Raw genomic sequence first — 24,986 nt, 5'->3', positions numbered from 1 at the left:
TGTAATTATCAATGAGTCAGAGATTTACAGAGGAGGTAGTGGGGCGAAAGAAAAGCAGAATTAGTCTCTTATGAGCTGATTTTTTAAATTGACGATGTAGTTTTTTAAAGCTTCTTGCCAGGTAGTATCAGCATCCCATTTGGTACCAAGAAATACGTTTTCTGAATATATATGCTTAACGTAAAACTTATAGACCGGTGCGTTTATATCAATCGATTTAACTTTCGACTCAGCCTTTGTTTCACCTACCACTTCCGTAATGTAGTCGGTTTCTGTATCGGTGATCGGGTATTCTAAAATCTGCTTTACGTTTTTTGCAGAAGTGTGTACATAATAGAGTACATATTGATGGCCTTCATCTCTCAGGTCCTTTTCAGGTAATGTTGGGTCTACTATTACATAATCGTAAGGGTAATCAGCCATTATTTGATTTATTGCTGCGGTATCTGCGAATGCAGGAATAGCCAAAGTTTCTGACGAAAAGTTTACATCAAAATACTCACCGCGCCTGGCTTCAATAACTTTAGCCATACTGCCATATATCGGTACACCAATAATCAGCAAATTTTTTCTGTCTTGCTTAGAGCTGGCTGCTTTCAAATAAATATCATGACCCATTCTTTCTAAATCATCACCTTCAATTTTCCATGCATCCTGCCCCGCAACGATTAGGTTTTCTTTATTGGTAATCTTGGTAAGCGCCACACGATATTGGCCATTTGCTTCGGTCACAAATGCTACATTTTCAAGCTGTCTCTCATCAAACTTTTTCACAAAGGCACTCACTGCTTCAGGGCCACTAAAAATATCATTGATGTGATAATAGGCTACAGCATCTATCCCGGCTTTTTGAAATCCCGGCTGAATAATCTCTGCAGGCTTTTTCCAGTCGCCACGAACGGTCAATCCATTACGCATTTGATCAGGAACGCTCACTAGTACAAGCGTTTTACTGGCTAAAATCCCTTTTGGTAGCTCTGCTGTATAGTTCAGGTTATCCAGCGTTTCTAAAATATTTACACCTCGTTGTGCGAGTGTGAGCGTACAGAATGATAGTAAAAAAATAGTGAGGATAAATCTCATGGTTGCTCTTATTTGGCAAAAAGTTGTGTTTTGTCTTTAAACGCTTTAAACTCAAGGGCATTGCCGCTAGGGTCTAGAAAAAACATGGTGGCTTGCTCACCCACCTCACCCTTGAACCTGACATACGGTTCTATTACAAATTCAATGCCTTCATCCTTGAGCTTTTGAGCGAGCGATTCCCAAGCGTCCCATTCAAGGACTACACCAAAATGCTTGACTGGTACCTGATGCCCATCGACCTCGTTTGTCGGACCTTTTCCAGACTCACCCGGGCTTAAATGCGCAACGAGTTGGTGTCCAAAAAAATTAAAATCAATCCACTGGTCAGAGCTTCGGCCTTTGGAGCATCCCAAGATTTGAGAATAAAAGTGATCGGCTTCTTGTAAGTTATCTACTGGAAAAGCCAGGTGAAATGGAGATAGCATAGGTTTAAATTTCAATGATCAAGAATCAAAAAACAAATGTTACTCAGGGATTCCTATAAACAAACCATCTGCGCGGCATTCGATAGGAAATGTTTGAAGGTCCTGGGTTCTGTTTTGGCACTCAGTGCCACTTTTGATATTAAAACGGTAGTTGTGCCAGGGGCAGATAATTTCTCCTAAATAGTTGATAGATCCTTTACTTAAAGATTCTCCATTGTGCGGGCAGGCATCGGCTGTTGCAAAGATTTTATCGTCAAAACGTGCCAGTGCAATTCTTCTTTGTCCTAAAAGCAGCAATTTGACACCCTTATCAGGAATAGTGTTTAAAGCAGATTCTTTCGATTCAAATACTTTAAACCACTTCATTTAAGATAGCTTTTGAAAACTCTTCTTCTTTTCTTCCAGCTTACTTGGTCTTGTAAATACCATGGCGTAAGCTTCTTTAAACGACTTAGATTTTTTTACATCTTTAAAGATGTCAATCCACTCGTGAAAACAAAGGTAAATTGGGTTATAAGAGTTTACTGGTGTTGTAATACCATAATCAGCCTGCTCTTCTTCTGGTTGAAAAGTACCAAACATCCTGTCCCAAATAATGAAAGTGGAGCCATAGTTTTTGTCTAAGTACTTTTCATTTCTGGCGTGATGCACCCTGTGATGCGATGGTGTAGTAAATATATACTCGATGGGTCTAGGCAGCTTTCTGATGTACTCTGTATGAATCCAAAACTGATATAAAACTGCCACCTGATGGGCAATAAAGAAAACTACCGGGTGAAAACCTGCTAATACCACAGGGATAAAGAAAATGATTTTGATGTGCTGTGTCCAGCCGAGTCTGAAAGATACAGACCAATTATACTTGGCTGAGTTGTGATGGGTAACGTGTGTTGCCCACCAAAAACGATTTTCGTGAGCAATACGATGAGCCCAATAACGCCAAAAATCCAGCCATATAAGGCACAAAACATACGACCACCAGGTATGTGGAATTGACCAGGGTATCAGGTTATAGAAAAAAAGGATGATTCCAAAAGTGACAATCTTAATTGCTGCACTTATCCCTACATTGACCAATCCTATAGTAGTGGCAGCAAATGTATCTTTGGCATCATAATATGATTTCTTTTCGCGGTAAGAAAAATACCACTCAGCGGCTACTAAAATGAACATAATTGGAGCGGCATAGAGGATTATGTTTGGTAAATCCATATTTAATACCTGCTCTACGGTCAGCTTTTCTTTCGTCATTTTCGATCAACAAGTTGAGGCGTGAAATTACCCAATATTGGGCTTAAAAGATAATACACTCGTGCTTAATTATGCACATGTAATATAGTCCAAACGAGCTGTTAACAAGCTGCACGATAATAAGTTCAGCAATTTCTCATTATCTCTGATAGGTTTTGAGAGGAGGTTTATCATTCTGTATTTCTTCGTATATTTCGTTTAAACCGATAAACCATCTAAAAAATGAAAAAGATTTTACTATTTATTTTGATAATGTGCCCTCTGCTTGCTCTAGCGCAGAGCAACCTTACTGATAAGGCCAACAAGATGGCTGAGGATGTTGAAGAAAAGGTGATTGAGTGGCGCAGGCATTTTCATCAAAATCCGGAATTATCTAACCGAGAGTTTGAAACAGCAAAGAAAATTGCAGCACATCTTGAATCTCTGGGTATCGAAGTGCAGACGGGAGCGGCTAAGACAGGCGTTGTGGGTATCCTAAAAGGAGGTAAACCGGGGCCAGTTGTAGCGCTTAGAGCAGACATTGATGCCTTACCAGTAACCGAAAGAACACCAGTGCCATTTGCTTCTACAGTTGTAACAGAATACAATGGAGTAAAAACAGGGGTGATGCATGCTTGCGGTCATGATACGCACATCGCCATATTAATGGGAGCGGCAGAAGTACTTTCTAAAATGAAAAAAGACCTAAACGGAACCGTTAAATTTATTTTTCAACCAGCGGAAGAAGGGGCACCTCCGGGAGAAGAAGGAGGAGCTGAGCTAATGGTGAAAGAAGGAGTTTTGAAAAACCCGGATGTTGATGTTGCGTTTGGTTTGCACATCGCGGCTGGTTCACCCGTAGGCACACTTAATTATAAACCGGGTGGTATCATGGCAGCATCAGATCGTTTTGTGATAAAGGTGAAAGGAAAACAAGCGCATGGCTCAACACCCTGGGCCAGTGTAGACCCAATCGTGACAGCCGCTCAAATAATCAATGGCTTACAAACCATAGTAAGTAGGCAAACTGAGCTGACTAAAGAGGCAGCGGTTATTTCAGTGGGCATGATACAGGGAGGTGTCAGAAATAACATCATCCCGGAAGAGGTTGAAATGATTGGCACCATTCGCACCTTAGATACAGAGATGCAAAAGATCATTCATGAAAAGATAAAAACCGTAGCTACCAATATTGCAGAAAGTATGGGGGCAGAGGCCGAGGTTGATATTCAGATTGGATACCCTGTTACCTACAATGACCCCGAACTCACGCAAAACATGGAAGCTACTATGAAGCGCGTTGCAGGAGAAGAAAATGTGAACATTATAAATGCGATTACGGGAGCGGAAGATTTTTCATTCTTTCAGAAAGAAGTACCAGGCTTTTACTTTTTCCTTGGTGGTAAACCACTAGATCAGGGTTCAGACGGACCAAAGCTCGGAGGACATCATACTCCCGACTTTTATATCGATGAAAGTGGTATGCTATTAGGTGTAAAAGCTATGCTTAACCTAACTTTGGACTACATGACCATGAATAAATAGCCAGGTAGTAAGAAAAGTTTATGCTAAAAATACATAGGGAGCCCTTTATTCAGGAAATCAGAGAAGATTGGATCTTGGATAAAGGGCTTCAGCTTTTTATTAAAAGGGAAGATGTCATCCACCCACAGGTATCGGGCAATAAGTGGAGAAAACTTAAATACAACCTTTTAGAAGCCAGAAATCAAGGCAAAAGTACATTACTCACATTTGGTGGCGCTTACTCTAATCATATTTATGCTACCGCAGCAGCAGCCGCAGCAGCCGGTTATCAATCAATCGGAATTATCCGTGGTGAAGAATTGGCCGACAAACCCCTCAATCAGACGCTCAGGTTTGCTGTAGAAACATGTGGTATGCGGCTTCACTTCGTAACTCGCGAAGCGTATAGAAAAAAGAATGAAGCCGATTATATCAATAAACTGACAGAAAAATTTGGCTCATTTTATCTTATTCCTGAAGGTGGTACCAATGCCTTGGCCATTAAGGGAGCTCAGGAAATCGTAGATGAAAAAACAAAAGAATTTGACGTACTGGCACTTTCTGTAGGTACTGGTGGAACTGTAAGTGGTGTAATTTCAGCAGCCGCCACTACCCAACACGTTATTGGTTTTTCTGCCCTTAAAGGCGATTTTTTAATTGATGAAGTAAAACAGTTACTGGAAGATAACTGTAAGGGACGATTTACTAATTGGGAAATTGAAACAAATTATCACTTTGGTGGATACGCAAAGCATACAGAGGTTTTGGTTGACTTTATCAAAAACTTTGAAGACAAACACCACATACCAATTGAACCAATCTACACGGGTAAGATGCTTTTTGGTCTTTTTGACAAAATAAAGCAAGATCATTTCCCTCCCAGGACAAAGGTTCTTGCCATTCACACAGGAGGCCTTCAGGGCAAAAAAATCAGGGATTAATATTAAATGTGCGTATTTTAGCGGCTTAATTTTTAAGTATGATCCGTCTATTTCTACTCCTTTGCTTTCTTTCATGTTCTATTGTTGCTCAAGCCACCCATTTACGTGCCGGTAGTATCGCATATGAGCGCTTGAATACCTTAACCTACAGAATAACAATTAACGTGTATACTGACACTGGCTCTGAAGTGAGGTTAGGATACGGATATCTTGATTTTGGAGATGGGGGTGATCCTATACTTCTTTCTCAAATTGAAAACACAGACAGACCAGATTTAGGGGACGAAGTAGCTACAGCAAGCTTTACAATAGAACACACTTATCCTGCTTACGGCAGCTATCTCATAGGTTATGTAGAGCCAAACAGAAATGAATCAGTCCTGAATATTGACAATTCTGTTGAAACTACTTTTTATACAGAAACGGAATTAATTATTGACGAGCACACACCTTTCGACCACTCTTCAAGTGCTTTGCTATCGCTGCCAATATTTAAGCATAATTATAACGATGATTTGAGTTTTTCACTTGCAGCTAATGATATAAACGACTACAAACTTAGATATCAATTAGTTGCTCCGAAGAGAGATTGAGGATTCTTCGTGGGTTATGATTGGGTTGAAGGTGTAAAAGTAGACAGCATTTCTGGTCTGATGACCTGGAGTAAGGAAGGGATAGCAGCAAGTGCCATGTTGGGAGAATATGGATTTGCTGTGAAAGTAAGTCAATATCAAGAAATCAATGGTATTTATGAGTACAGAGGCTTTTTTCTTTACGATTTTCAAGTTGTACTGCAGGACTTCCCTGGGCGTATTGACATAGAAAATACCAGACAAACTCCCAGAAGCTTTGAGTTACTACCAGCTGCTTCTGACTCCATTAGTTTAAGTTTTACTTCCGAAAAAGACTTTTCCGTTGAGGTATTTACAAACATGCCTGACTCAACGATCTCTTACGAGGTCTTTGGAACAAGCTTTGAAAAGCAGCTTAAGATGGAGCTAAGAAGTAATGCTGAAATAGCCAGATTAAACCCTTACACGGTATCGATTCGTACCAATGACAGCACTTACGTAAAAGACTATAATTTTCTTGTATATACGACCGAATTATTTGAGCCAACTATTGATTTAGTGACCGCTCTCGAACCAACGTTTAGTAAACCGGAGTCATTGCTTATTTATCCCAACCCAACACAAAGTGAGGTTCATATAGAAACGAAAGGTGAAGTCAATTTTAGAATTTACGACATTAACGGTCAAACTGTAAAAACGGGAGAGACTTCTGATGTAATAAATGTTGAGAACCTCATTGACGGCCTATATTATATACAAGTAAATGAGAAAATATATAGGTTTTTGAAAGACTAAATCACTTTCTCTTTACACTAGCCAACCAACTGCCTAGCCTTCTACGGTTAGGCTTTTCTACAACCAGGCCTGTTTCGCTGGCACTTTTAACTGATTCTACAGTGTAAAATGCTGTTGGGATTTCTTCAGAAATTTTTTGTTTTAGCCCGGGTAGCGCCTCACGCTTAAGCACTGTAAAAAGTATTTTCTCTTCTCCATGATCACTTTCACCTGAAATAATACTGTACTTAAATTTGTGCTTGTTTAAGTAGGTTACTATACTATCAATATCTTCAGAAGAGATAATCCTGACAACTACTTTTCCCAGTGCTAGCTTTTCTTCTATACGCATACCCACGTAAATACCAGCGGCAAACCCGGCAGGGTAAGCAATGTATGAATAAATGTTGTCTAGGTGTTTAAATATCTGTCCGATAGCCAAAAGCCATACCAATGATTCTAAAAAGCCTAGAATAGTAGCAATTCCTTTTCTGCCTGTCATTACAAAAATAATGCGGACCGTATTGATAGAAACATCTATAATTCGAGCGAAAAATATTAGAAGGGGAAGAACAACAATGGCAAAAAGATCACTGCTGATCCCTAGCCCGGCAAAGAAAAACTCCATAATTGGCAAAAAACAATAATTTCAAAAATGTTACTATAGAGTTGACGCGAGTATCTTAGGAAGTCACTAAAAAAGTTGAAAAAGTTTTGAAAAATTTACACGTTCCTTACCCAAATAGCTCAGCAAATACCTCACTGATTTTACCAGCCATGTGAATATTGATATCAAACTTAGCGGGGTCGACTCCTTTCATTCCATATTTAGAAACATAGATATCAGTAAAGCCTAGCTTTTGTGCTTCAGAGATTCTGTTTTCTATGCGATTTACAGCCCTTAGTTCTCCACCAAGCCCCACTTCTGCTGCAAAGCAACTTTTATCTGAAATAGGTATCTCTTCCAATGAAGAAATAATCGAACAACATATGGCCAAATCTATAGCCGGGTCTTCCACCTTAATACCTCCTGCCATATTGAGAAAGACATCTTGCAAGCCTAGCCTAAAGCCGCCTCGTTTTTCCAGCACTGCGAGTAGCATGTTGAGCCTACGATTATCAAAACCGGTGGAGGTTCTTTGTGGGGTTCCATAAGCCGCAGTGCTAACCAGTGATTGTATCTCAATGAGTAATGGGCGATTTCCTTCTATGGTCGCCCCAATGGTAACACCACTTAAGTCTGCTTCTTTCTGAGAGATGAGAATTTCTGACGGGTTGCTCACTTCACGCAGGCCGGTACTGATCATCTCGTAAATACCGAGTTCAGAAGTTGACCCAAAACGGTTTTTGGTGGTTCTTAATATTCTATAGGTATGGTGTTGATCGCCTTCAAACTGCAACACGGTGTCAACCATATGCTCTAAAACTTTTGGCCCGGCAATGGTGCCATCTTTAGTAATATGGCCTACTAAAAACACAGGAGTTGAGGTTTCTTTGGCAAACTTAATTAGCTCAGCGGTGCATTGCTTTACTTGAGATACACTTGCGGCTGCAGACTCAATTTTATCAGAATGCAGCGTCTGTATTGAGTCAACAACCAATACATTGGGCTGTAAATTTTCGATATGCTTGAAGATGTGGCTTGTAGAAGTTTCTGATAGCACAAAACAAGACTCAGGCATTTGTGTGCTCATGCGATCAGCTCTCATTTTTATTTGCTGTTCGCTTTCCTCACCCGACACATACAATACTTTTTGATTTACCGAAAGCGCCACTTGTAGCATTAGTGTGGATTTGCCAATTCCGGGTTCTCCGGCAATTAATACCACCGACCCAGGTACAATTCCACCACCTAAAACACGGTTTAGTTCATTGTCTTTGGCATTGAAGCGCGCCTCTTTTTCTGCTTTTATATTACCGATAGGCTTAGGCTGTGCTTTAGATCTTCCCGCTCCGTTTGATCGCCATTCGTTTTTATTTTCAGCAGCAGATGATTTTTGAGTGAGCTCTTCTACAAAAGAATTCCATTCGTTGCATGAAGGGCACTTGCCCAGCCACTTGGCTGATTCGTAACCGCAATTTTGACAGAAGTAAGTGGTTTTGGTTTTTGCCATACATTTTCAAATATAGCCATAGTATAACTTTAGATTAATATCTATCTTGCTTTGATGAAAAACTTTGTTGTAGGGCTACTGCTGTTTGTTCTTTTCAGCTGCTCAAGTTCTAAGATTGAAATGTTTCCAGACTCCAAAATTTCGTATTCATCCGGAGATGAAATTTTGATCACTCGTCTTGAAGGTATTAAAACCTACTATGCCAATGATTTTTATCAAAATGCGGTGAAGGTTTTCTCAGCTCACCCTAGTCTCAAAATAGTAGACGAAAGTGACATGATCTACAAATTTAAGACGGCCGGACTGGAATTGCCTGGGTATGACAATTACAACAAGGAAGTTTTGAAGGAAATGAAAGAAAAATTTGGCCTTGACTTTATTTTAACCAGTAAACTTTTGAGCATGGTGACAGAAATCAATGACTTTCCAACCCGCCAGGCTGAAATAGAATTAAAGCTTTACGACCTTACAGCAGGAATACCTACTGTGGTGATGAAAATAAAAACCACTATGCCACCAGCTGCTTATACTGATGGACAGGGTACAGTTTACGCTGCCAATGTCAACTCATCGATCTCTGCGGCTGACAAAGCCTATACCAAAGCCATAAAAAAATATTATAAGGCATTTAAGTGTTGTTTCTGAGGCTGCCAAACCTTGCGTGACTGGGTTTGTTAAAGATTTGTGCATAAAAATACATCCTTACTTTTTTATACTGCTTTTCTGTTTTTATCGGTCATTTTAATAAAACCATGTAAGGCGCAGCGCACGTCACTCACCGGCAATTGGGGTGGTGTACGCGATAGCCTGAAAGAAAAAGGAATTGAATTTGGCGCTGTGTACAGTGCCATGCCTGTTTATAATTTTAGAGGAGGTATTAAGCAGGGTTTTAGATACATCGACAATGTCGATATCACAGCCAATCTCGACCTGGAAACACTCTTTGGTTTGAAAAACACAAGTTTATTTTTATATGGCCTGGGCAATAATGGAGGTTATGCCACAGAGCTGGTAGGTGATATACAGACTGTCAGCAACATCGAAGCCTACCCAACCTGGAAGTTGTTTGAAGCCTGGATTCAAAAAAACTTTTTTAATAACGATATTTCTATTCTTGCCGGCCTGTATGATATAAACTCAGAGTTTGACGTAGTAAAACCGGGCTTATTATTTGTTCACAGTTCTTATGGAATGGGGGCAGAGTTTGCCCAAACCGGGCTCAACGGGCCTTCAACTTTTCCTTATACTTCTTTGGCCTTAAGAGTTTCTGCAAATATAAAGGAAAGAGCCAATGTAAAATTCGCGGTGTTAGACGCAGTTCCAGGAAAGCTTGATCAACCTGGCGGCACTCACATAAAACTGAGCAAGGAGGAGGGTGCCTTATTGGTCGGTCAGCTAAATATAAATCTGGGAAGCGATGTATTGATATTTAACAATGACAAGTCCAGAAAGGCAGGTAGTATTAGAAGGCGAGCCATTGGCAGAGGTTTTGAAAGCCCTAATTTTAATCAAATAATTATAGGCGGGTGGCGCTACACGGCAGATTTTGAGTCGCTAAATGGGGAGCAAAAACGGACTGGGAACCAAGGCTTCTATATTGCTTACCAACGATATTTTTACCTAAACGCAGAACAAACCAAACACATTACCGCCTTTGTAAGATATGGCCTGGCGGCTGATGAGTTTAATCAAATAGGGAGCGCATTTTCAGGTGGTCTCGTTTCTGCTGTTCCACTGATCAGTGCTGACGATCAAATGGGTTTGGCGTTTTCTATCGCAAACAATGGCAATACTTATGAGCAAACTCAGCAGGCGGAAAACTCTCGTTACGATCAGGCCGAAACCAATATAGAGTTTACTATCAACCATCATTTAACTCCTTTTGTGGTTTTACAGCCCAGTGTACAATATGTGATAAACCCGGGAACAGCCCCTGAGCTGGATAATGCTCTCGTGCTTCTCATGTTGCTACAAATAGAATTATAAGTTAATACTTTGAATAGCATTAATAAATTGACGTTTTTTGTCCTTTTAAACCATACTTTTCAGTAATGAATAAAAAAGTACTCCTGATGATATTAGATGGCTGGGGGCTGGGCACCGACCCGGAAGTTTCTGCCATTGCAAAAGCCAATACTCCGTTTGTAGACTCACTATATACAAAGTACCCGCATAGTAAATTAGAAGCCTCGGGTATGGCTGTTGGTCTGCCCGATGGGCAAATGGGAAACTCAGAAGTTGGTCACATGAATATTGGTGCTGGTCGAGTGGTTTATCAGGATTTGGTAAAGATCAATAAGGCGTTTGAAGAAAATACGATAAAAGAAAATGAGGTCTTGATGTCTGCATTGTCCAAGGCCAAAAGCAGTAATAAAAATGTTCATCTTATTGGCCTTGTCTCAGACGGTGGTGTGCACTCGCACATCAATCATTTAAAAAGATTATGCAGCCTGGCTCATCAGGAGGGCCTGGAGAATGTCTTTATTCATGCATTTACTGACGGAAGAGATACTGATCCTAAAGGTGGAAGAGCTTATCTAAATGATGTAAGGCAGCATTGTGAGCAAACCACAGGACAAATTGCCTCAGTCGTGGGCAGGTACTATGCTATGGATAGGGATAACCGTTGGGAAAGGGTGAAGCTGGCCTATGACTTAATGGTAAATGGTATAGGCAAGGAAACCAAAGACGTACTAAGTGCAGTAGAAGAATCGTATGCTGATGGTGTAACTGATGAGTTTATAAAACCAATTTGTGCGGTTGATGGTGAAGGCAACCCGCTGGCTACAATTAAAGACGGAGATATTGTAATCTGCTTTAATTTTAGAACTGACAGAGGTCGACAAATAACTCAGGCGCTTACTCAGAAAGACTTCCACGAGCAAAATATGCATAAGCTCGATTTGCATTACATTACTATGACTAATTATGACGACTCCTTCAAAAAAGTAGATGTCATATTTAGCAAAGACAACCTCACAAATACGTTGGGGGCTGTGCTCGAGCGAGCAGGAAAGAAACAGATAAGAATAGCAGAAACAGAAAAATATCCACACGTGACATTTTTCTTCTCAGGGGGTCGAGAGGGTGAGTTTGATGGAGAGAAAAGAATTTTGTGTCCATCGCCTAAAGTGGCTACATATGACTTAAAGCCAGAGATGAGTGCTTTTGAGATAAAAGACAATATCATACCTGAGCTTAATAAAAAAGAACCAGACTTTGTGTGCTTAAACTTTGCCAACCCAGACATGGTGGGGCATACCGGTGTTTTCGATGCTGCCGTAAAAGCATGCGAAGCTGTAGATCAATGTGCAGAAGCTGTGATAAAAACTGCATTAGAAAACGACTATCTTACTATAGTAATTGCCGATCATGGTAACTCCGACATGATGATTAATCCTGACGGAACGCCAAATACAGCACACACCACTAACCTTGTGCCCTGTATTTTTGTAAGCAAAGACTTCAATAGTACCGTAAAAGATGGCAAGCTGGGAGATCTGGCGCCTACTATACTAAAGATTATGGGTATAAATATTCCTGAAGAAATGACAGGAGAGGTATTGGTATGATGAGAAAGGCGATATTCCTCTTTAGTTTGGTTTTAGTAGTGCTAGGCTGCTCTGAAAATTCAAAGCCATCAAAAAATACTGTCTATTATTTCGACATAGATAGCTTGTTACAAAAACAACATGAGTTGCTTTTAACTAGCGAGGCGAAAATTAACAAACATGCGTTTGTTGATGGAGACACCTCCACCACTACTTATCTGCCAGACAGTGCCAACTGGAAAGATGAGTTAGCGTTTTTTAAGAAAATGAACATCAATAAACCTGTTTTAAAAGATGTTTACAATACCTCTGTGGTCGATGACACGCAAAGTAATCTTAAAATAAAACAGTTTATACCTGAGGGCGAAGATACAGACGATCTCGAGGTGCAATATTTAAAGCTTTATTACCTTGAGGATTTAAATGGGCTTAAAAAAATAGAAGCACACTACAAAGAGGACAATCCTATTTACAAGTCGAGCCGCTACTTTACCATGTATTTTGATGATATAACCGGAAAAACGGCTTTGAAAAAGTTTGTAGTAAAAGGAGGGCAGAAAATGATCCTCAAAGACTCAGTTGTCTTTGAGGTATCCGGTGAAGTTGTACTTCCTTAGATTTTCATAAGGGCTTCAAAAAAGCCCATGTTATCATTCTTGTTTTTAACCACCATTAAAGGAATGGTAGCATCTAGTTTAATCATTTTTTCTGCCACACTACCCAAAAGCAGCTGAGCGATACCAGACCTTCCTTTAGAACTCATAATTACCAGGTCAGCACTGTGTTTTGTGGCGATTTCATAGGCTCTTTCTGCAGGACTTTCTTCTTTATCTAAAGAGAGTTCTAAGGTAATGCTGCTTTCGTCTATATCTTTTCTCTTTAAAAACTGTATAGCGTCTTCATGGGCATGCTCTTTCATAATTTCGGCAAACTCTTCATAAGACTTACCAAGACTATGATAACCCCAAGGTACTGTATAGGTATTTTGAAGGATCAATTGTGAAGAAGTGGCCTTTTTGAACTCAAGAGCCATTTCTAATGCTAAATTAGAGTTTCTTGAAAAGTCTACCGGGATGACTATTTTGTCGATCTTTGGTTGTGAGTTTTCTGGCACAAAAAGTACAGAGCAATGTGCCACTCTGGCCAGCTTACCAGGTAAAACACCCTGACCTCTCAGTTGCAGCTTTCTGCCGACCATAATGAGGTCTATCTCTTTGATATCAGACCAGCGCATAATCTGGTCTGCCGGATTACCTTCTTTTATTTCTATTTGATAGTCGCAAGCGGCTTTAAATTGGGCATCTATTTTTTTTGTTAAATCATTTCTTAAGGATTCATCTAGAGGCGCCAATAAATCGGGATATTTTTCACTCACACGCTCAGGCAGCTCTAAAGATTTGGCCACATGAAAAAAGTAGACCTTCTCAGTAGCTAGTATTTCTGCCATATTAGCGGCATACGCAATAAGCATTTCATCTAATTCGGAAAGATCTAAGGCGACAAGAATTCTTTTTATGCTGTACATAGAAGTGCAATTTTGAGAGTTCTAATTTAAAGAAAATCTTTTTTGTGAGGGCATAAAAAGGCGCTGATTATAACAATTGATTGGTGTTAAGACTTTATATCAATAAATTTGCATCTTGTTTCTCCAAAGAGATAATTTTAATGGCTAAGAATCGAGGCAGAGCACCACTGAGTGAGGAAGAAAAGCGCAAGCTCAATAAATCTAATTTCAAAAAACTTTTAGGCATTTTTAGTTATACACTACCTTACAAAGGAGTGTTTATAGTAGGAATGATTTGTCTCGTGTTTAGCAGCACTACACTGTTGGCGTTTCCATTCTTTGCAGGAAAGCTTTTAGACATTGCAACAGGCAAAAACTGGCAGTTAGATATAGCAGGGCAATCTTATACCATAGACTCCATCAATAATGTAGCACTTATACTCATTGGCATCTTACTGGTGCAAAGTATATTTTCCTTTTTTAGGGTATACCTATTTGCCCAGGTAAGTGAAAAATCAATGGCTGATGTGCGTGGCTCTGTGTATAGCAAGATGCTTACTTTACCCGTAAAGTTTTTTGACAGTAGAAGAGTAGGTGAGCTTATCAGCCGCATAACATCAGATGTGTCTATGCTTCAAGATACGTTTTCAATCACACTTGCGGAGCTCTTTAGGCAAACAGCTACTTTATTAATTGGCACATTAGTAATTTTCATCATTGCTCCTAAGCTTACCGTTTTTATGTTGGGCACTTTCCCCATCATGGTGATCACAGCGCTGATTTTTGGAAGATTTATAAAAAAGCTCTCCAAAAAAACACAAGATAAGCTGGCAGATGCTAATGTGATAGTGGAGGAAACCTTGCAATCCATCAATGTAGTAAAGGCTTTTACCAACGAATTAAGAGAAGCAGCAAGATATAAAACCACCCTGCGAGAGGTAGTGGATACAGCCCTTAAGGCAGCTACATTTAGAGGAGCTCTTATTTCATTTATCATTTTCGTGTTGTTTGGCGGTATTGTCGGTATCATCTGGTATGGTGCTTCACTAGTACAGAGCGGAGATCTTACAATTGGTGACTTAGTTTCTTTTGTAATTTATACTTCATTTATAGGCGGGTCAATTGCTGGCCTCGGCAATATTTACGGCCAGGTACAACGAGCAATCGGAGCTAGTGAAAGAGTACTTGAGATTGTACACGAGGAGGCTGAACCAGTTAGTGATGAGAGTAAAAATGAAAAATTAGAAGGAGCCATTACTTTTAGCAATGTAGACTTTTCTTACCCGACCAGAAAAGAAGTTCAGGTTATTGATAAACTAGACCTTAACATTAACCCTGGAGATAAAATAGCACTGGTAGGGCCGAGTGGCGCAGGAAAATCAACAGTCATCCAGCTACTTATGCGCTTTTATGAGGCAGATGGTGGCGTTATTACAGTAGATGGTAAAGATGTAAAAGACTATAACCTTTCAAACTATAGAGATAATGTAGGTATTGTGCCTCAGGAGGTAATTCTGTTTGGCGGTACAATTAAAGAAAACATTGCTTATGCAAAGCCCAACGCTTCTGAAGAGGAAATTGTAGAAGCTGCCAGAAAGGCTAATGCTTTAAAGTTTATTGAGTCGTTTCCAGACAAATTCGAAACAGTTGTAGGTGAACGAGGTATTAAATTATCAGGTGGGCAGAGACAACGCATTGCTATTGCGAGAGCAATTTTAAAAGACCCGGCTATTCTCATACTTGATGAGGCGACTAGTTCTTTAGATGCAGAATCTGAAGTGCTCGTGCAAGAAGCACTTGATGAACTCATGAAGGAGCGTACTACACTTATAATTGCACATAGATTGGCTACGGTAAGAAAAGCCGATAAGATTTTTGTTATTAAAGGAGGTAGTATCATAGAGTCGGGGTCACATGAGGAACTTTCGGTGCAGGAAGATGGGTTATACAGCCATTTATTGAAACTTCAATTTCAATTATCGTAAATTAGTCATATGCAGCTACCAAACACTCTGAGAAAATTTCAGCTTAAATCTACACCCTGTAGAACAGAGGTGCTTCAGTTGTTTTTTGATAATGACCACGCACTCTCTAATGCTTTTATAGAAAAAAATATCAGCTCATCTTTCGATAGGGTTACGGTATACAGAACACTTAAAAGTTTTGAAGAGAAAGGCCTCATACATAAAGTCCTGGACGATAATGGCATAACTAAATATGCGCTATGTCAAGATTGCTCAACACACCACCATCACCATGAGCATGTACATTTTAAATGTGAGACTTGCGGCCAAACAACTTGTATAGAATCTGTGGATATACCCGAGGTAAAACTCCCCAAAGGCTATAAAGTGAAGGAAAGAAACCTGCTCATACAAGGGGTCTGCGAACAGTGTATATGACCCTTATTCAATCGTTTGCATTAATCAATTCAATTAATCTTTCGGCTTAAAATTAAATTTGTAATTTTACCAGAATGTAGTTGGCAATAATTTTGATATATTAGGAGATTATTGTTGGTATCGTATTCAAATTTATTGTCTACAGCACAGTTTTAGTAATCTCGAATGTTTCTTTTTACACTATTCGAAAATCAGGGAGAAGGGTGGCTCTTTGCCTTATTTGGGGCGATTATCTTCCTGTTTCTTATAATTGACCTGGGCGTATTCAATAAAAAGGCCCACAAGGTATCAACCAAGTCGGCATTTTTTCAGTCGATCTTTTGGGTCGCCATATCTGTAGCTTTCGGTTACTTGATTTACCTATACGATGGTGGTACTCAGGCATCATTAGAATACTTCTCGGCTTACCTTACGGAATATGCCCTCTCTGTAGACAACATATTTGTAATACTCTTAATCCTAAGATACTTCAAAGTAGAAGATGAGCATTATCACAATATCCTTTTCTGGGGTATTCTCGGTGCTTTAGTTTTTAGAGCGATTTTTATTTTCGTAGGTGCTTTACTCATCAGTAAATTTTACTGGATACTTTATATTTTCGGTGTTTTTCTGGTTTACTCTGGTATTAAAATATTTTTCGAAGGAGAAGAAGAAGAAATTGACCCGGGTAAAAATCCTTTACTTAAATGGTCTAGAAAGCATCTTAAAATAACCAAAAGTAATTTTGGGGGTAAGTTTATCGTAAGAAGAAACGGAAAACTATTATTTACACCACTGTTTCTTGTTATTATATTAGTTGAGACTACCGACTTGATTTTTGCTGTTGATTCGATACCAGCAGCGTTTGCAATTACTACCAACGAATTTTTAATCTATACTTCAAATATTTTCGCAGTATTAGGGTTGAGAGCAAAGTTCTTTTTACTGGCTGGTATCATTGATAAGTTTCACTTGTTACAAAAAGGCCTATCGTTTATCCTCATATTCATCGGAGCAAAAATGCTGCTTGAGATATTTGAGATACATGTACCTATCACACTGTCCTTTACTGTGATTATAGCGACACTCACTGGCTCGATCGTATTTTCATTGATCTTCCCAAAGAAAGAAGCGGTTGATCCAAAACCGGAAAATTAAGCTTGCATTTCGTTTAAGGCAGCAAATGCCTCTTTAGGGTATACCTTAATCATATATTCGTAGGTAAGAAACTGATCTGGTAGAGATATTAAACTAAAGGCCGGTATACCTCTGAGAATTTTAATGAGGTGTTGTCTTATTACTTCCTTTTCACCAGTGTTAAGTGTCTGAGCATTTCCTTTTATGATTAAAGAAGAAAGCTCTCGATCTGCCTTCATTTCATTAAACAGGCGATTTCTGTATTTTACAGTAAACGTAGATATCCTTTCCAGATACTCCTGACTCAACTCTTCGTAGTCCTTTTTATCTTGGAGCACTTCCAGATGAACCCAATTCTCCAATACGAAACCTTCCACAGCTATCATGCTTTTTTCAAGGTCTTCGCTAGAAAAGCCTAAAGAATTAGAAAATTCCTTTAAGAAGATAAGCTCGGTTTCATCAACTTTTTTGTCAGACCAAATGGTGAGAATACTTAACTCTAAAAAGAACTTTCTAAGTACCCATGGGTCTGCGGTGTCGATGGGTATGTCCTGAATGCCGAGACCATGCTCAAAATACTCATGTGCAACGCGCTTCTTCTCAGTAGGCATGCCAGAGCTTTCTATAAAGTGGCCAAATAGCGATCGCTCCTCATCGGCAATATTCTTATTGGCATGAGCAGCTGCGGCCATTACCTTAACAGCATTGTAACTTAGCTCGTCCTTCTCGCCTTTAAAGAAATCCTGCAGGACCTTGTCAGGTCGTGTATAAGTCCACTGACCAAACACATAGATGTCTAAGAACAGTTGACTTCTATGGAAAAACCGCAGCCAAAAATTGCTTTTATCATCTACAGCCATATTGGCCCGTTTCTCTAAAATGCGCTCAGCGACTATCAGTGTGTCTTTCTTTTTACCCAGCCAATTGGTAGAGCTGATGGAAATATCGGTATATACGCTCTCGTAAAAAGAGCACATCATTTCCAATGTATTCTGCATGAGCTGTGAGAAGGCCTCAACATCAGCAGATTTTTCGCTGTATAGCTCTGCCACGTTGATAAGGCTATTTACCAGAAGTACCTTTACCTTATCCTTGTCCGACCAGTCGGTAGTGTCTACAGAGTCTAGTGTTGTGACTGCATAGCCGTACATGATGCCTGTTGGCTGCACTATTCCATAAAACGACTGTTCAGGATCCTGACCGGGATACTCCTTTTTTGAATCTTTGTCGCTTTCAAACTGTCTTTTTCTATACTCCAGAAAATCTGACAACCAACCTTTTTTAGACGGATTCATTGTGAAAATTTAGTGTAAAATGTCCATATATCCGAGGTTTAAATGATGTCTTCTGGTATTTCAACACCTTCAGAAGCACATTTAGCCTGATATAATGTCATAAATTTTTTAGTGAATTTACCTGTTTCGCCTTCACCTATTTGTCTGCCATCTATGGTCAAAACAGGTGTAAGTTCACCCATTGAGCCGGTAACAAAGGCTTCATCAGCGGCATACATTTCGGCAATAGTAAGCATTTTTTCTTCAATAGGTATGTCATTAGCCCTGGCAAGTAAAATTACATTTCTGCGAGTGATGCCTGGCAAACAACTATCGGCAAATGGAGTATAGGTAACACCGTTTTTTACGAAGAATATATTGGTGGCATTGGTTTCAGATACAAAGCCATTGATATCGAGCATTACCGCGTCATCAACACCGGCCAGGTTAGCTTCTATTTTTGCTAGAATATTATTGATGAGATTATTATGATGAATTTTGGAGTCAACGCATTGAGGAGAGTTTCTTCTTATAGAGGAGGTAATGAGTTTTATACCACTGGCATTATAAACAGGCTTTTTCCATTCTGCTAAAATAATAAGTGTTGGGCCAGACTGGTTGAAGTGTGGACTCATACCGGAAGTAGTTTTTTCTCCTCTGGTAAGTGTAAGCCTCATGTGCGCCTCATCATACATCTTATTGGCATTGAGTGTTCGAAATATTTCCTTTCTTACACTATCCCTGGAAGGGATCTGTGCAAATGCCATGGCTTTTGCCGAGTCCATCAGTCTATCGAGGTGCTCCTCGAGCATAAATACTTTCTTATTATACACCCTTATGCCCTCCCAGACAGCATCACCACCCTGCACTACACTATCAAACACGGAAACTTTGGCATCTTCTCTTTTATGTAATATGCCATTTATATTGATGAGTATATCAGCATTTCTCTCATCTGGTAATTGTACTTTTTCGCTCATAAACTTATGGTTTTAGGCTGCGTTCGTATAAAAATTGATAATAAGGTAAGCATTCGTTTAATAACGGCTCCAATGATGCAGGAAACGAAGCCTTTTTTTTCTGATAAGCCCTAAATCCAGTTGATTTATGCACATTGTGATACCAATATTTGGCCCACGAGCCGTCCTCTTTTCTCGCACCAGCCTGCCACGATAGCATCGAGTTATAAAATGGTATGTCCAGGCTTTCGCAAACCTTGCCTAGTATTCCTTCCGGATTTTCAAGTAGATGTCTGGCATCTATTATTATGGGCTCTTGCTTTAGATTAATTATGCGTTTGTAGAGATCTACCTGTTTGTCGAGTGCGGTATCGCGTAAAATTGGGTTGGGAAGTTGCTGCGATAGAGAAGGTAGCATTTCTCGTGGGTTCCTTATCAGGAAAATATTAGAAAAGCGGTGTAGAAAGTTATGGTCCAGGTTTAGGAAGTGATGCCCCATGCTTTTTAGAAATAGCACCGGCTTATCACTGGAGTAGCTTAAAAGATTTTGAATTACCTTATTTCCATCATTCTCCTGCTCGGTAAGTGTCTGTTGTTTACCGGGGTGGTCAGCACCTGACTGAACGAGATAATGTGCATACAGTGGCTCATCGATTATTTCCGTATCGGGACGATTGCCAAAAGAATACATAAGTGCCGTAGACACATTTCTAGGGCCAGACCATAGACAAATAATCTTCATGGCCTTAATCTATAAAATTGCCTTGCCTAATCAAACTACAAAAGTCAGATATAGGCTACCAGTCGTCAGATTCTATTTTAAATCTTTACTCAGATGATTGGCGAGATGCTCCAGTATGTCTCCTATGTGGTCTGGGTTGTGAATTGAATCGGTGTGCATGAGTGCTACGAGACCGATGGCCTCACCTTTACTATTGAGCACTCTTTTGCCTAAATAACTTTGTACATTGAGTTCTTTAAGCTCTTCATCTTTAGGAAATAAAGATTGAATATTTGTTGGGTAAAAACAGGCATTTCTATGCACAATATTTTCACATGGCGTATGACGCAAGTCGTATACCAATGGATCGAGCGTAGATCCGTTAGCGTAAAATACCTCAGTTTCAACCTTACTTTGGCCAGATATGAGCTTACCAATTATGACATACGCAACATTGAAGTTATCTGCTAAAAATGCCGCAATGCTTTCATAATAATTATTTTTGCCCTGAATTTTGGCCAAAAGTTTATCCACCTGCTCGGTAGTGATTGTGCCTGTTTCTGCCATTTATAAGGTTAAGGTTTGTTTCAAATATTTTAAGATGTTATCTGTAACAGCCAGCTCATATAAATGTTTTTCCCAATCGGCTCCAAATAATGCTTTTGCAAAACTCATTTCGAAAAAGAGTAGCTTATAATGGTCGTATTGTATAACTCTTTTGCTGGAGGTGCGCAAGACTAGCGCTAGGGTGCCTTCTTCAACATTAAAGCTAGTAATGACCACGTCTTCTATACGTGTCACGTTTTTTCCAAAGTCATATCCATTAGATACGGCCCTGGCAATCACAGCTGTTAAAATGTCTTTATCTGAACGCATACTTTTCAGCCTTAAGCCGATCGATTAAATTTTGACCGGGGGTGAAGGTAACAAATTTTTTCATCTTCAACTCACTAGTCACTAACACGAAAAGACAACTTATATATTGTATGAAAATATAGATTGCAATCCTTTCGCATAATGGATATCTTCAGATCAAGAAATGTAACATGGGGAGAACACTTTCGAAGCTAGGTTTTGCCACTATGCTGTTTATTATCAGCATGGTGATCGGTACTGTAGGTTATAAATCTGTGGAGGGATATACTACGCTTGACGCATTATATATGTCCATAATTACCTTTAGTACAGTTGGTTTTGGTGAGATAGGAGCCCTGAGCGATAGCGGAAAGCTATTTACAATTTTATATATCACACTCAATTTGGGTATATTAGCTTATACCGTGTCAGTGCTATCTTCTATACTGTTTGAAGGTGAGCTCCGAAAGGTCCTAAGAAAGTATATTATTACCCGAGAAGTGAGAAAACTCAAAGATCATATCATAATCTGTGGTTTTGGAAGTAATGGTGAAAAAGCGGCAGAGGAATTGAAGCAAGAGGGCAAGCCGTTTATAATTATTGAGCAAGAAGCTAACGCCCTGGAAGTGGCTGCTCAAAAAAAGTATAATATTATACCTGGCAATGCTACTGCTGATGAAACGCTACTCGAGGCCGGACTTGAAAGAGCAAGTACCGTCATTAGCACTCTCTCCAGTGATGCAGATAATGTTTTCATTACGCTTACAGCCAAACAAATAAAGCCTGACGTAAAGGTAATAGCCAGAGCATCTGAGCCAAGCTCCGAGAAAAAATTGTTGCGAGCTGGAGCTTCTCATGTGGTAATGCCCGACAGGCTGGGTGGTATGCACATGGCTAACCTTGTGACCAAGCCTAACGTTGTACAATTTCTTGAAATGATGAATGGCGTAGGTGAGGCCAGCCTGGACATGCAGGAAGTGGCACAAGGGGCGCTGAAGCCGGAATTTCAAAATAAAACACTTGGAGAGCTAGACATCCGGAACAAAACGGGTGCAACTATTATTGCCTTTAAAGATGAGCACAAAGGATTTATCTTCAATGCTAAATCGCGAGCTCAGGTAAATAAAGGCGATGTTTTAATTGTGCTGGGCACAAAGGAAACATTGCGTGATTTTAACGAAAGCTTTCTCGCTAAAAGCCAAGCTTAGAACCTTTCCAACCTTTTGTTTCTACTTCTTTTACAGTATCCATTACCTTATCGGTAAGTGATTTTTTGTATTTGGCCAGGTTATCACTGATTTGGTCATCAAACGCACCAATAATTTCTGCTGCTAAAATTCCGGCATTTTTTGCGCCATCGAGGGCGACTGTAGCTACTGGTATGCCCCCGGGCATTTGCAGAATAGATAAAACAGAGTCCCACCCATCAATTGAATTGCTCGATTTTACCGGCACTCCAATCACAGGAAGCGTAGTAAGTGAAGCTACCATGCCTGGTAAATGTGCAGCACCACCAGCCCCTGCTATTATTGCTTTTAGGCCTTTATCTTTAGCCTGCTCGGCATACTCAATCATACGATGGGGCGTACGGTGGGCAGAAACAATGGTAAGCTCATAAGCCACACCCAATTCATCCAATATATCGGCAGCTTCTTTCATTACTGGCAGGTCAGATTTACTGCCCATGATAATACCCACTTTTGCTTCACTCATAATTTATGCGATTACTTTTAAGGTTTGTTTTACAAAATCAGCCTTCTTTTTAAGGCTATCTATGTCTTCATCTACGATGGTAACATGACCCATTTTTCTAAAAGGCTTCGTCATCTTTTTTCCATATAGGTGCACATGGGCCCCTTTGGTGGCAAGCACTTTTTCCAATCCCTGATATTTAGCTTCTCCCGAGTACTTATCCTCACCCAGCAAATTTACCATGGCAGATGGTTTGAGAATGGAAGTATCGCCCAAAGGTAGGTTGAAAATTGCTCTGAGATGTTGCTCGTATTGAGAGGTATAATTACCTTCTATCGTTTGGTGCCCACTATTGTGTGGTCGTGGCGCCACTTCATTGACTAATATGTCATCTTTTTGTGTGATAAACATTTCCACAGCTAATAAGCCCACCATGTCTAGTTTTATTATCACACTTTCTGCTATTTGACGAGCTTTTGCTGCTATTTTTTCACTTATTTCTGCGGGAGAGAAAAGGTATTCCACAAGGTTAGCTTCCGGATGGAAAACCAGCTCTACAGCAGGGAAAGCTTTTACTTCGCCTTTGGCGTTTCTAGAAACTATAACAGCTATTTCTTTTTTAAAATCAATCAGCCGCTCCAACAATCCGGGCTTATCAAATGCTTTGTGTACATCTCCCTCATTTCTGAGAATTTGCACACCACGCCCATCGTAGCCCTCTTTACCCAGCTTGTTTACAGCAGGCAAAAAATCAAGGTTAGCTTCTACTTCTGCCCGATTTTGAGTAAGCACAAACTCAGCAGTAGGAATATCATGGTCTTTATAAAATTGCTTCTGCACCCGTTTATCCTGTATAAGCTCAATAACTTCAGGCTGTGGATAAACAGTTACTCCCTCCTCATCACGAAGATCTTTAAGGGCTTTTGTATTTACATTTTCTATCTCAATAGTGATGAGATCAAGGTCTCGACCAAAATGATAAATGGTATCATAATCTCTAAGGTCTCCGGAAACGAATGACTTGGCCAAATGGCAACAAGGCGCTTCAGGGTTAGGGTCTATGATATGTACGTCAATATTCAGGTCTGTTGCCGACTGAATAAGCATACGACCAAGCTGGCCGCCTCCTAGTACACCAAACGCTAAAGACTGAATTGATTTTGACATGCCGTTAATTATTTAAGTATTTCAACTTTATTAATCAAATCTCCTGCTTCCATGCTATGGACTACGTCCATCCCTTCTTCAACTTCGGCAAAGATAGTATATCTCCCATCTAAATGTGGTGTTGGAGAATGAGTAATAAACCATTGGGTGCCCTCAGTATCTTTACCAGCCGAGGCCATACCCACGCTACCTGTTTCATATCTTATGTTAGCAAGCTCACTTCTTATACTGTAGTTTTCTCCACCATAGCCATCTCCTCGGTTGCAGCCACCTTGGATCACAAAGTTTGGCACTACCCTATGAAAGTTCTTATTATCGAAATAGCCTTCTTCAGCCAGTGAATAGAAGTTTGCCACGGAACCCGGAGCCTCGTTTACCAGAAGCTTGAGCCTAATATCACCTTTTGAAGTGCTCACTTTTACTAGCTGATCGGCAGGTATTTTTTTGATCAGCTCCCAATCTATAGGATTGTTAAAGTCATTTTTTGTGGCAGGCATTTCTTCCTTACCTTCAAAAAGGGCTATCGTGTTATTTAGCACCTGCAGCGCTTCATTGTCTTTAGGTAATGAAAGACTGTTTTTGGCATCGTATAGGAATTGGAAGTCTTCATATTCATCAGCAAAATTATACTGAGGATTGCTCAATACACCTGAGACAATGGCCACAATGGCAATGTCTTTGGTTTGGATGAGTTGCTTAAATACATCAGAAAAAGCCTCTTTTAATTCGTTAGGAAAACTTTCCCGGGCCCTTAATGAAACAAGGGCCATGGTTCCCGCAGTAGATACTGCCTTATGTTCGGCATCAAAAGTTTGCGTAATGATATACTGATAGTTTGGTAAATAGCTTGCCAAAGCTTCTAATAAGCCAGCCTTGTAGTAAGGGTTTTTGGCACTGTCGTAAGTGGCTTTAATATTTTCACTAAAGGCCTCCTTATTTTCAGCAACTGAAAGTGCAGCGCCTAATAGTAAGGCCTTCACGCGATGGTTTTCAGTTTTCTGCGCATAAGTGGTGATTTCCTCAGCATTTTGAGCGTTTCTTTTTATTAGCTCAGCAGCTGTAATAGCAACATTTACATTATC

At 39.9% G+C, this 24,986-nt stretch carries 27 protein-coding genes; 12 read left to right on the top strand and 15 right to left on the bottom strand.

Annotation, left to right across the window (positions count from 1 at the left end; all coding sequences use genetic code 11):
• Positions 1-60: 60 nt before the first annotated feature.
• From E1176_RS18985 to E1176_RS18970, 4 genes are read right to left on the bottom strand one after another with little or no spacing between them, the layout of a single operon-like run.
• Positions 61-1,083, bottom strand: a complete 1,023-nt coding sequence (locus E1176_RS18985) for a hypothetical protein (protein ID WP_155212626.1) — start codon at positions 1,081-1,083, stop codon at positions 61-63.
• Positions 1,084-1,091: 8 nt separating this feature from the next.
• Positions 1,092-1,508 carry a VOC family protein gene (locus E1176_RS18980; RefSeq protein ID WP_155212625.1) on the bottom strand — a complete coding sequence of 139 codons (417 nt, stop codon included), beginning with the start codon at positions 1,506-1,508 and terminating at the stop codon, positions 1,092-1,094.
• A 39-nt stretch (positions 1,509-1,547) separates the two neighbouring features.
• Positions 1,548-1,874, bottom strand: a complete 327-nt coding sequence (locus tag E1176_RS18975) for a Rieske (2Fe-2S) protein (RefSeq protein WP_155212624.1) — start codon at positions 1,872-1,874, stop codon at positions 1,548-1,550.
• Complete coding sequence (locus E1176_RS18970) at positions 1,875-2,759, bottom strand: sterol desaturase family protein (protein WP_155212623.1); 885 nt, start codon at positions 2,757-2,759, stop codon at positions 1,875-1,877.
• A 222-nt stretch (positions 2,760-2,981) separates the two neighbouring features.
• Here E1176_RS18970 and E1176_RS18965 point away from each other — a divergent pair, with 222 nt between their 5' ends.
• Genes E1176_RS18965 through E1176_RS21410 form a run of 4 tightly spaced genes read left to right on the top strand, consistent with a single transcriptional unit; the run spans position 2,982 to position 6,570 of the window.
• Positions 2,982-4,283 carry an amidohydrolase gene (locus E1176_RS18965; RefSeq protein WP_155212622.1) on the top strand — a complete coding sequence of 434 codons (1,302 nt, stop codon included), beginning with the start codon at positions 2,982-2,984 and terminating at the stop codon, positions 4,281-4,283.
• Positions 4,284-4,303: 20 nt separating this feature from the next.
• A complete protein-coding gene (locus tag E1176_RS18960) occupies positions 4,304-5,203 on the top strand; it encodes a 1-aminocyclopropane-1-carboxylate deaminase/D-cysteine desulfhydrase (RefSeq protein WP_155212621.1) in 900 nt (299 codons plus the stop codon).
• 38 nt (positions 5,204-5,241) lie between these two features.
• The gene (locus E1176_RS18955) at positions 5,242-5,796 is read left to right on the top strand and encodes a hypothetical protein (protein ID WP_155212620.1); all 555 of its coding nucleotides are present in this window, start codon (positions 5,242-5,244) and stop codon (positions 5,794-5,796) included.
• A 9-nt stretch (positions 5,797-5,805) separates the two neighbouring features.
• The gene (locus E1176_RS21410; protein WP_155212619.1) at positions 5,806-6,570 is read left to right on the top strand and encodes a T9SS type A sorting domain-containing protein; all 765 of its coding nucleotides are present in this window, start codon (positions 5,806-5,808) and stop codon (positions 6,568-6,570) included.
• 1 nt (position 6,571) lies between these two features.
• Here the strand turns inward: E1176_RS21410 and E1176_RS18945 are convergent, their stop codons facing one another.
• Both E1176_RS18945 and radA read right to left on the bottom strand, forming a co-directional pair.
• Positions 6,572-7,177, bottom strand: a complete 606-nt coding sequence (locus E1176_RS18945) for a DUF2179 domain-containing protein (protein WP_155212618.1) — start codon at positions 7,175-7,177, stop codon at positions 6,572-6,574.
• Positions 7,178-7,283: 106 nt separating this feature from the next.
• Positions 7,284-8,663: a DNA repair protein RadA gene (radA, locus tag E1176_RS18940; RefSeq protein WP_155212617.1), complete on the bottom strand. Its 1,380-nt coding sequence runs from the start codon at positions 8,661-8,663 to the stop codon at positions 7,284-7,286.
• 54 nt (positions 8,664-8,717) lie between these two features.
• Here radA and E1176_RS18935 point away from each other — a divergent pair, with 54 nt between their 5' ends.
• From E1176_RS18935 to E1176_RS18920, 4 genes are all read left to right on the top strand, one after another.
• On the top strand, positions 8,718-9,308 hold the full coding sequence (locus tag E1176_RS18935) for a hypothetical protein (RefSeq protein ID WP_155212616.1): 591 nt from the start codon (positions 8,718-8,720) through the stop codon (positions 9,306-9,308).
• A 39-nt stretch (positions 9,309-9,347) separates the two neighbouring features.
• Positions 9,348-10,649 carry a carbohydrate porin gene (locus tag E1176_RS18930; RefSeq protein WP_155212615.1) on the top strand — a complete coding sequence of 434 codons (1,302 nt, stop codon included), beginning with the start codon at positions 9,348-9,350 and terminating at the stop codon, positions 10,647-10,649.
• A 65-nt stretch (positions 10,650-10,714) separates the two neighbouring features.
• Positions 10,715-12,235, top strand: a complete 1,521-nt coding sequence (gpmI, locus tag E1176_RS18925) for a 2,3-bisphosphoglycerate-independent phosphoglycerate mutase (RefSeq protein WP_155212614.1) — start codon at positions 10,715-10,717, stop codon at positions 12,233-12,235.
• A complete protein-coding gene (locus E1176_RS18920) occupies positions 12,232-12,831 on the top strand; it encodes a hypothetical protein (protein ID WP_155212613.1) in 600 nt (199 codons plus the stop codon). The genes gpmI and E1176_RS18920 overlap by 4 nt, the downstream gene beginning before the upstream one ends.
• Here the strand turns inward: E1176_RS18920 and E1176_RS18915 are convergent.
• Complete coding sequence (locus E1176_RS18915; RefSeq protein WP_155212612.1) at positions 12,828-13,739, bottom strand: universal stress protein; 912 nt, start codon at positions 13,737-13,739, stop codon at positions 12,828-12,830. The two genes, E1176_RS18920 and E1176_RS18915, sit on opposite strands and share 4 nt — an antisense overlap.
• 140 nt (positions 13,740-13,879) lie before the next feature.
• Here E1176_RS18915 and E1176_RS18910 point away from each other — a divergent pair, with 140 nt between their 5' ends.
• The 3 genes from E1176_RS18910 (at position 13,880) to E1176_RS18900 (ending at position 17,257) form a co-directional block, all read left to right on the top strand.
• The gene (locus tag E1176_RS18910; protein WP_155212611.1) at positions 13,880-15,703 is read left to right on the top strand and encodes an ABC transporter ATP-binding protein; all 1,824 of its coding nucleotides are present in this window, start codon (positions 13,880-13,882) and stop codon (positions 15,701-15,703) included.
• 9 nt (positions 15,704-15,712) lie between these two features.
• Positions 15,713-16,120 (top strand): Fur family transcriptional regulator, encoded by a 408-nt coding sequence (locus tag E1176_RS18905; protein ID WP_155212610.1) that lies wholly within the window; start codon positions 15,713-15,715, stop codon positions 16,118-16,120.
• Positions 16,121-16,285: 165 nt separating this feature from the next.
• On the top strand, positions 16,286-17,257 hold the full coding sequence (locus tag E1176_RS18900) for a TerC family protein (RefSeq protein ID WP_155212609.1): 972 nt from the start codon (positions 16,286-16,288) through the stop codon (positions 17,255-17,257).
• Here E1176_RS18900 and E1176_RS18895 read toward each other — a convergent pair.
• From E1176_RS18895 to E1176_RS18875, 5 genes are all read right to left on the bottom strand, one after another.
• Complete coding sequence (locus tag E1176_RS18895) at positions 17,254-18,531, bottom strand: tellurite resistance TerB family protein (protein WP_155212608.1); 1,278 nt, start codon at positions 18,529-18,531, stop codon at positions 17,254-17,256. The genes E1176_RS18900 and E1176_RS18895 overlap by 4 nt on opposite strands.
• Positions 18,532-18,569: 38 nt before the next feature.
• Positions 18,570-19,490: an aminotransferase class IV gene (locus E1176_RS18890; protein WP_155212607.1), complete on the bottom strand. Its 921-nt coding sequence runs from the start codon at positions 19,488-19,490 to the stop codon at positions 18,570-18,572.
• Positions 19,491-19,494: 4 nt separating this feature from the next.
• Entirely contained in the window at positions 19,495-20,211 is a 717-nt protein-coding gene (locus E1176_RS18885; protein ID WP_155212606.1) for a sulfotransferase-like domain-containing protein, read from the bottom strand.
• Between the two features lie 72 nt (positions 20,212-20,283).
• Positions 20,284-20,757, bottom strand: a complete 474-nt coding sequence (locus tag E1176_RS18880) for a hypothetical protein (RefSeq protein WP_155212605.1) — start codon at positions 20,755-20,757, stop codon at positions 20,284-20,286.
• A complete protein-coding gene (locus E1176_RS18875) occupies positions 20,758-21,066 on the bottom strand; it encodes a hypothetical protein (RefSeq protein ID WP_155212604.1) in 309 nt (102 codons plus the stop codon).
• 170 nt (positions 21,067-21,236) lie between these two features.
• Here E1176_RS18875 and E1176_RS18870 point away from each other — a divergent pair, with 170 nt between their 5' ends.
• Positions 21,237-22,253 carry a potassium channel family protein gene (locus E1176_RS18870; RefSeq protein ID WP_155212603.1) on the top strand — a complete coding sequence of 339 codons (1,017 nt, stop codon included), beginning with the start codon at positions 21,237-21,239 and terminating at the stop codon, positions 22,251-22,253.
• Here the strand turns inward: E1176_RS18870 and purE are convergent.
• The 3 genes from purE to E1176_RS20990 all read right to left on the bottom strand — a co-directional run.
• On the bottom strand, positions 22,237-22,758 hold the full coding sequence (gene purE / locus E1176_RS18865; RefSeq protein ID WP_155212602.1) for a 5-(carboxyamino)imidazole ribonucleotide mutase: 522 nt from the start codon (positions 22,756-22,758) through the stop codon (positions 22,237-22,239). The two genes, E1176_RS18870 and purE, sit on opposite strands and share 17 nt — an antisense overlap.
• A gap of 3 nt (positions 22,759-22,761) precedes the next feature.
• Positions 22,762-23,904, bottom strand: a complete 1,143-nt coding sequence (locus tag E1176_RS18860; protein ID WP_155212601.1) for a 5-(carboxyamino)imidazole ribonucleotide synthase — start codon at positions 23,902-23,904, stop codon at positions 22,762-22,764.
• Positions 23,905-23,912: 8 nt separating this feature from the next.
• Positions 23,913-24,986, bottom strand: a 1,074-nt coding sequence (locus E1176_RS20990) for a peptidylprolyl isomerase (RefSeq protein WP_222933182.1), incomplete at its 5' end; no start/stop codon positions are given.

It is taken from the genome of Fulvivirga aurantia (assembly GCF_009711475.1).
Lineage (GTDB): Bacteria > Bacteroidota > Bacteroidia > Cytophagales > Cyclobacteriaceae > Fulvivirga > Fulvivirga aurantia.
Note: the sequence above shows the minus strand (reverse complement) of the source record. Positions and strands in the feature narration are given on the sequence as shown.

Bases quoted from the DNA above. Each gene is read 5' to 3' on its own strand.
- E1176_RS18985 (WP_155212626.1), bottom strand. From the start codon at position 1,083: ATGAGATTTATCCTCACTATTTTTTTACTATCATTCTGTACGCTCACA.
- E1176_RS18980 (WP_155212625.1), bottom strand. From the start codon at position 1,508: ATGCTATCTCCATTTCACCTGGCTTTTCCAGTAGATAACTTACAAGAA.
- E1176_RS18975 (WP_155212624.1), bottom strand. From the start codon at position 1,874: ATGAAGTGGTTTAAAGTATTTGAATCGAAAGAATCTGCTTTAAACACT.
- E1176_RS18970 (WP_155212623.1), bottom strand. From the start codon at position 2,759: ATGACGAAAGAAAAGCTGACCGTAGAGCAGGTATTAAATATGGATTTA.
- E1176_RS18965 (WP_155212622.1), top strand. From the start codon at position 2,982: ATGAAAAAGATTTTACTATTTATTTTGATAATGTGCCCTCTGCTTGCT.
- E1176_RS18960 (WP_155212621.1), top strand. From the start codon at position 4,304: ATGCTAAAAATACATAGGGAGCCCTTTATTCAGGAAATCAGAGAAGAT.
- E1176_RS18955 (WP_155212620.1), top strand. From the start codon at position 5,242: ATGATCCGTCTATTTCTACTCCTTTGCTTTCTTTCATGTTCTATTGTT.
- E1176_RS18945 (WP_155212618.1), bottom strand. From the start codon at position 7,177: ATGGAGTTTTTCTTTGCCGGGCTAGGGATCAGCAGTGATCTTTTTGCC.
- radA (WP_155212617.1), bottom strand. From the start codon at position 8,663: ATGGCAAAAACCAAAACCACTTACTTCTGTCAAAATTGCGGTTACGAA.
- E1176_RS18935 (WP_155212616.1), top strand. From the start codon at position 8,718: ATGAAAAACTTTGTTGTAGGGCTACTGCTGTTTGTTCTTTTCAGCTGC.
- gpmI (WP_155212614.1), top strand. From the start codon at position 10,715: ATGAATAAAAAAGTACTCCTGATGATATTAGATGGCTGGGGGCTGGGC.
- E1176_RS18920 (WP_155212613.1), top strand. From the start codon at position 12,232: ATGATGAGAAAGGCGATATTCCTCTTTAGTTTGGTTTTAGTAGTGCTA.
- E1176_RS18915 (WP_155212612.1), bottom strand. From the start codon at position 13,739: ATGTACAGCATAAAAAGAATTCTTGTCGCCTTAGATCTTTCCGAATTA.
- E1176_RS18910 (WP_155212611.1), top strand. From the start codon at position 13,880: ATGGCTAAGAATCGAGGCAGAGCACCACTGAGTGAGGAAGAAAAGCGC.
- E1176_RS18905 (WP_155212610.1), top strand. From the start codon at position 15,713: ATGCAGCTACCAAACACTCTGAGAAAATTTCAGCTTAAATCTACACCC.
- E1176_RS18900 (WP_155212609.1), top strand. From the start codon at position 16,286: ATGTTTCTTTTTACACTATTCGAAAATCAGGGAGAAGGGTGGCTCTTT.
- E1176_RS18895 (WP_155212608.1), bottom strand. From the start codon at position 18,531: ATGAATCCGTCTAAAAAAGGTTGGTTGTCAGATTTTCTGGAGTATAGA.
- E1176_RS18890 (WP_155212607.1), bottom strand. From the start codon at position 19,490: ATGAGCGAAAAAGTACAATTACCAGATGAGAGAAATGCTGATATACTC.
- E1176_RS18885 (WP_155212606.1), bottom strand. From the start codon at position 20,211: ATGAAGATTATTTGTCTATGGTCTGGCCCTAGAAATGTGTCTACGGCA.
- E1176_RS18880 (WP_155212605.1), bottom strand. From the start codon at position 20,757: ATGGCAGAAACAGGCACAATCACTACCGAGCAGGTGGATAAACTTTTG.
- E1176_RS18875 (WP_155212604.1), bottom strand. From the start codon at position 21,066: ATGCGTTCAGATAAAGACATTTTAACAGCTGTGATTGCCAGGGCCGTA.
- E1176_RS18870 (WP_155212603.1), top strand. From the start codon at position 21,237: ATGGGGAGAACACTTTCGAAGCTAGGTTTTGCCACTATGCTGTTTATT.
- purE (WP_155212602.1), bottom strand. From the start codon at position 22,758: ATGAGTGAAGCAAAAGTGGGTATTATCATGGGCAGTAAATCTGACCTG.
- E1176_RS18860 (WP_155212601.1), bottom strand. From the start codon at position 23,904: ATGTCAAAATCAATTCAGTCTTTAGCGTTTGGTGTACTAGGAGGCGGC.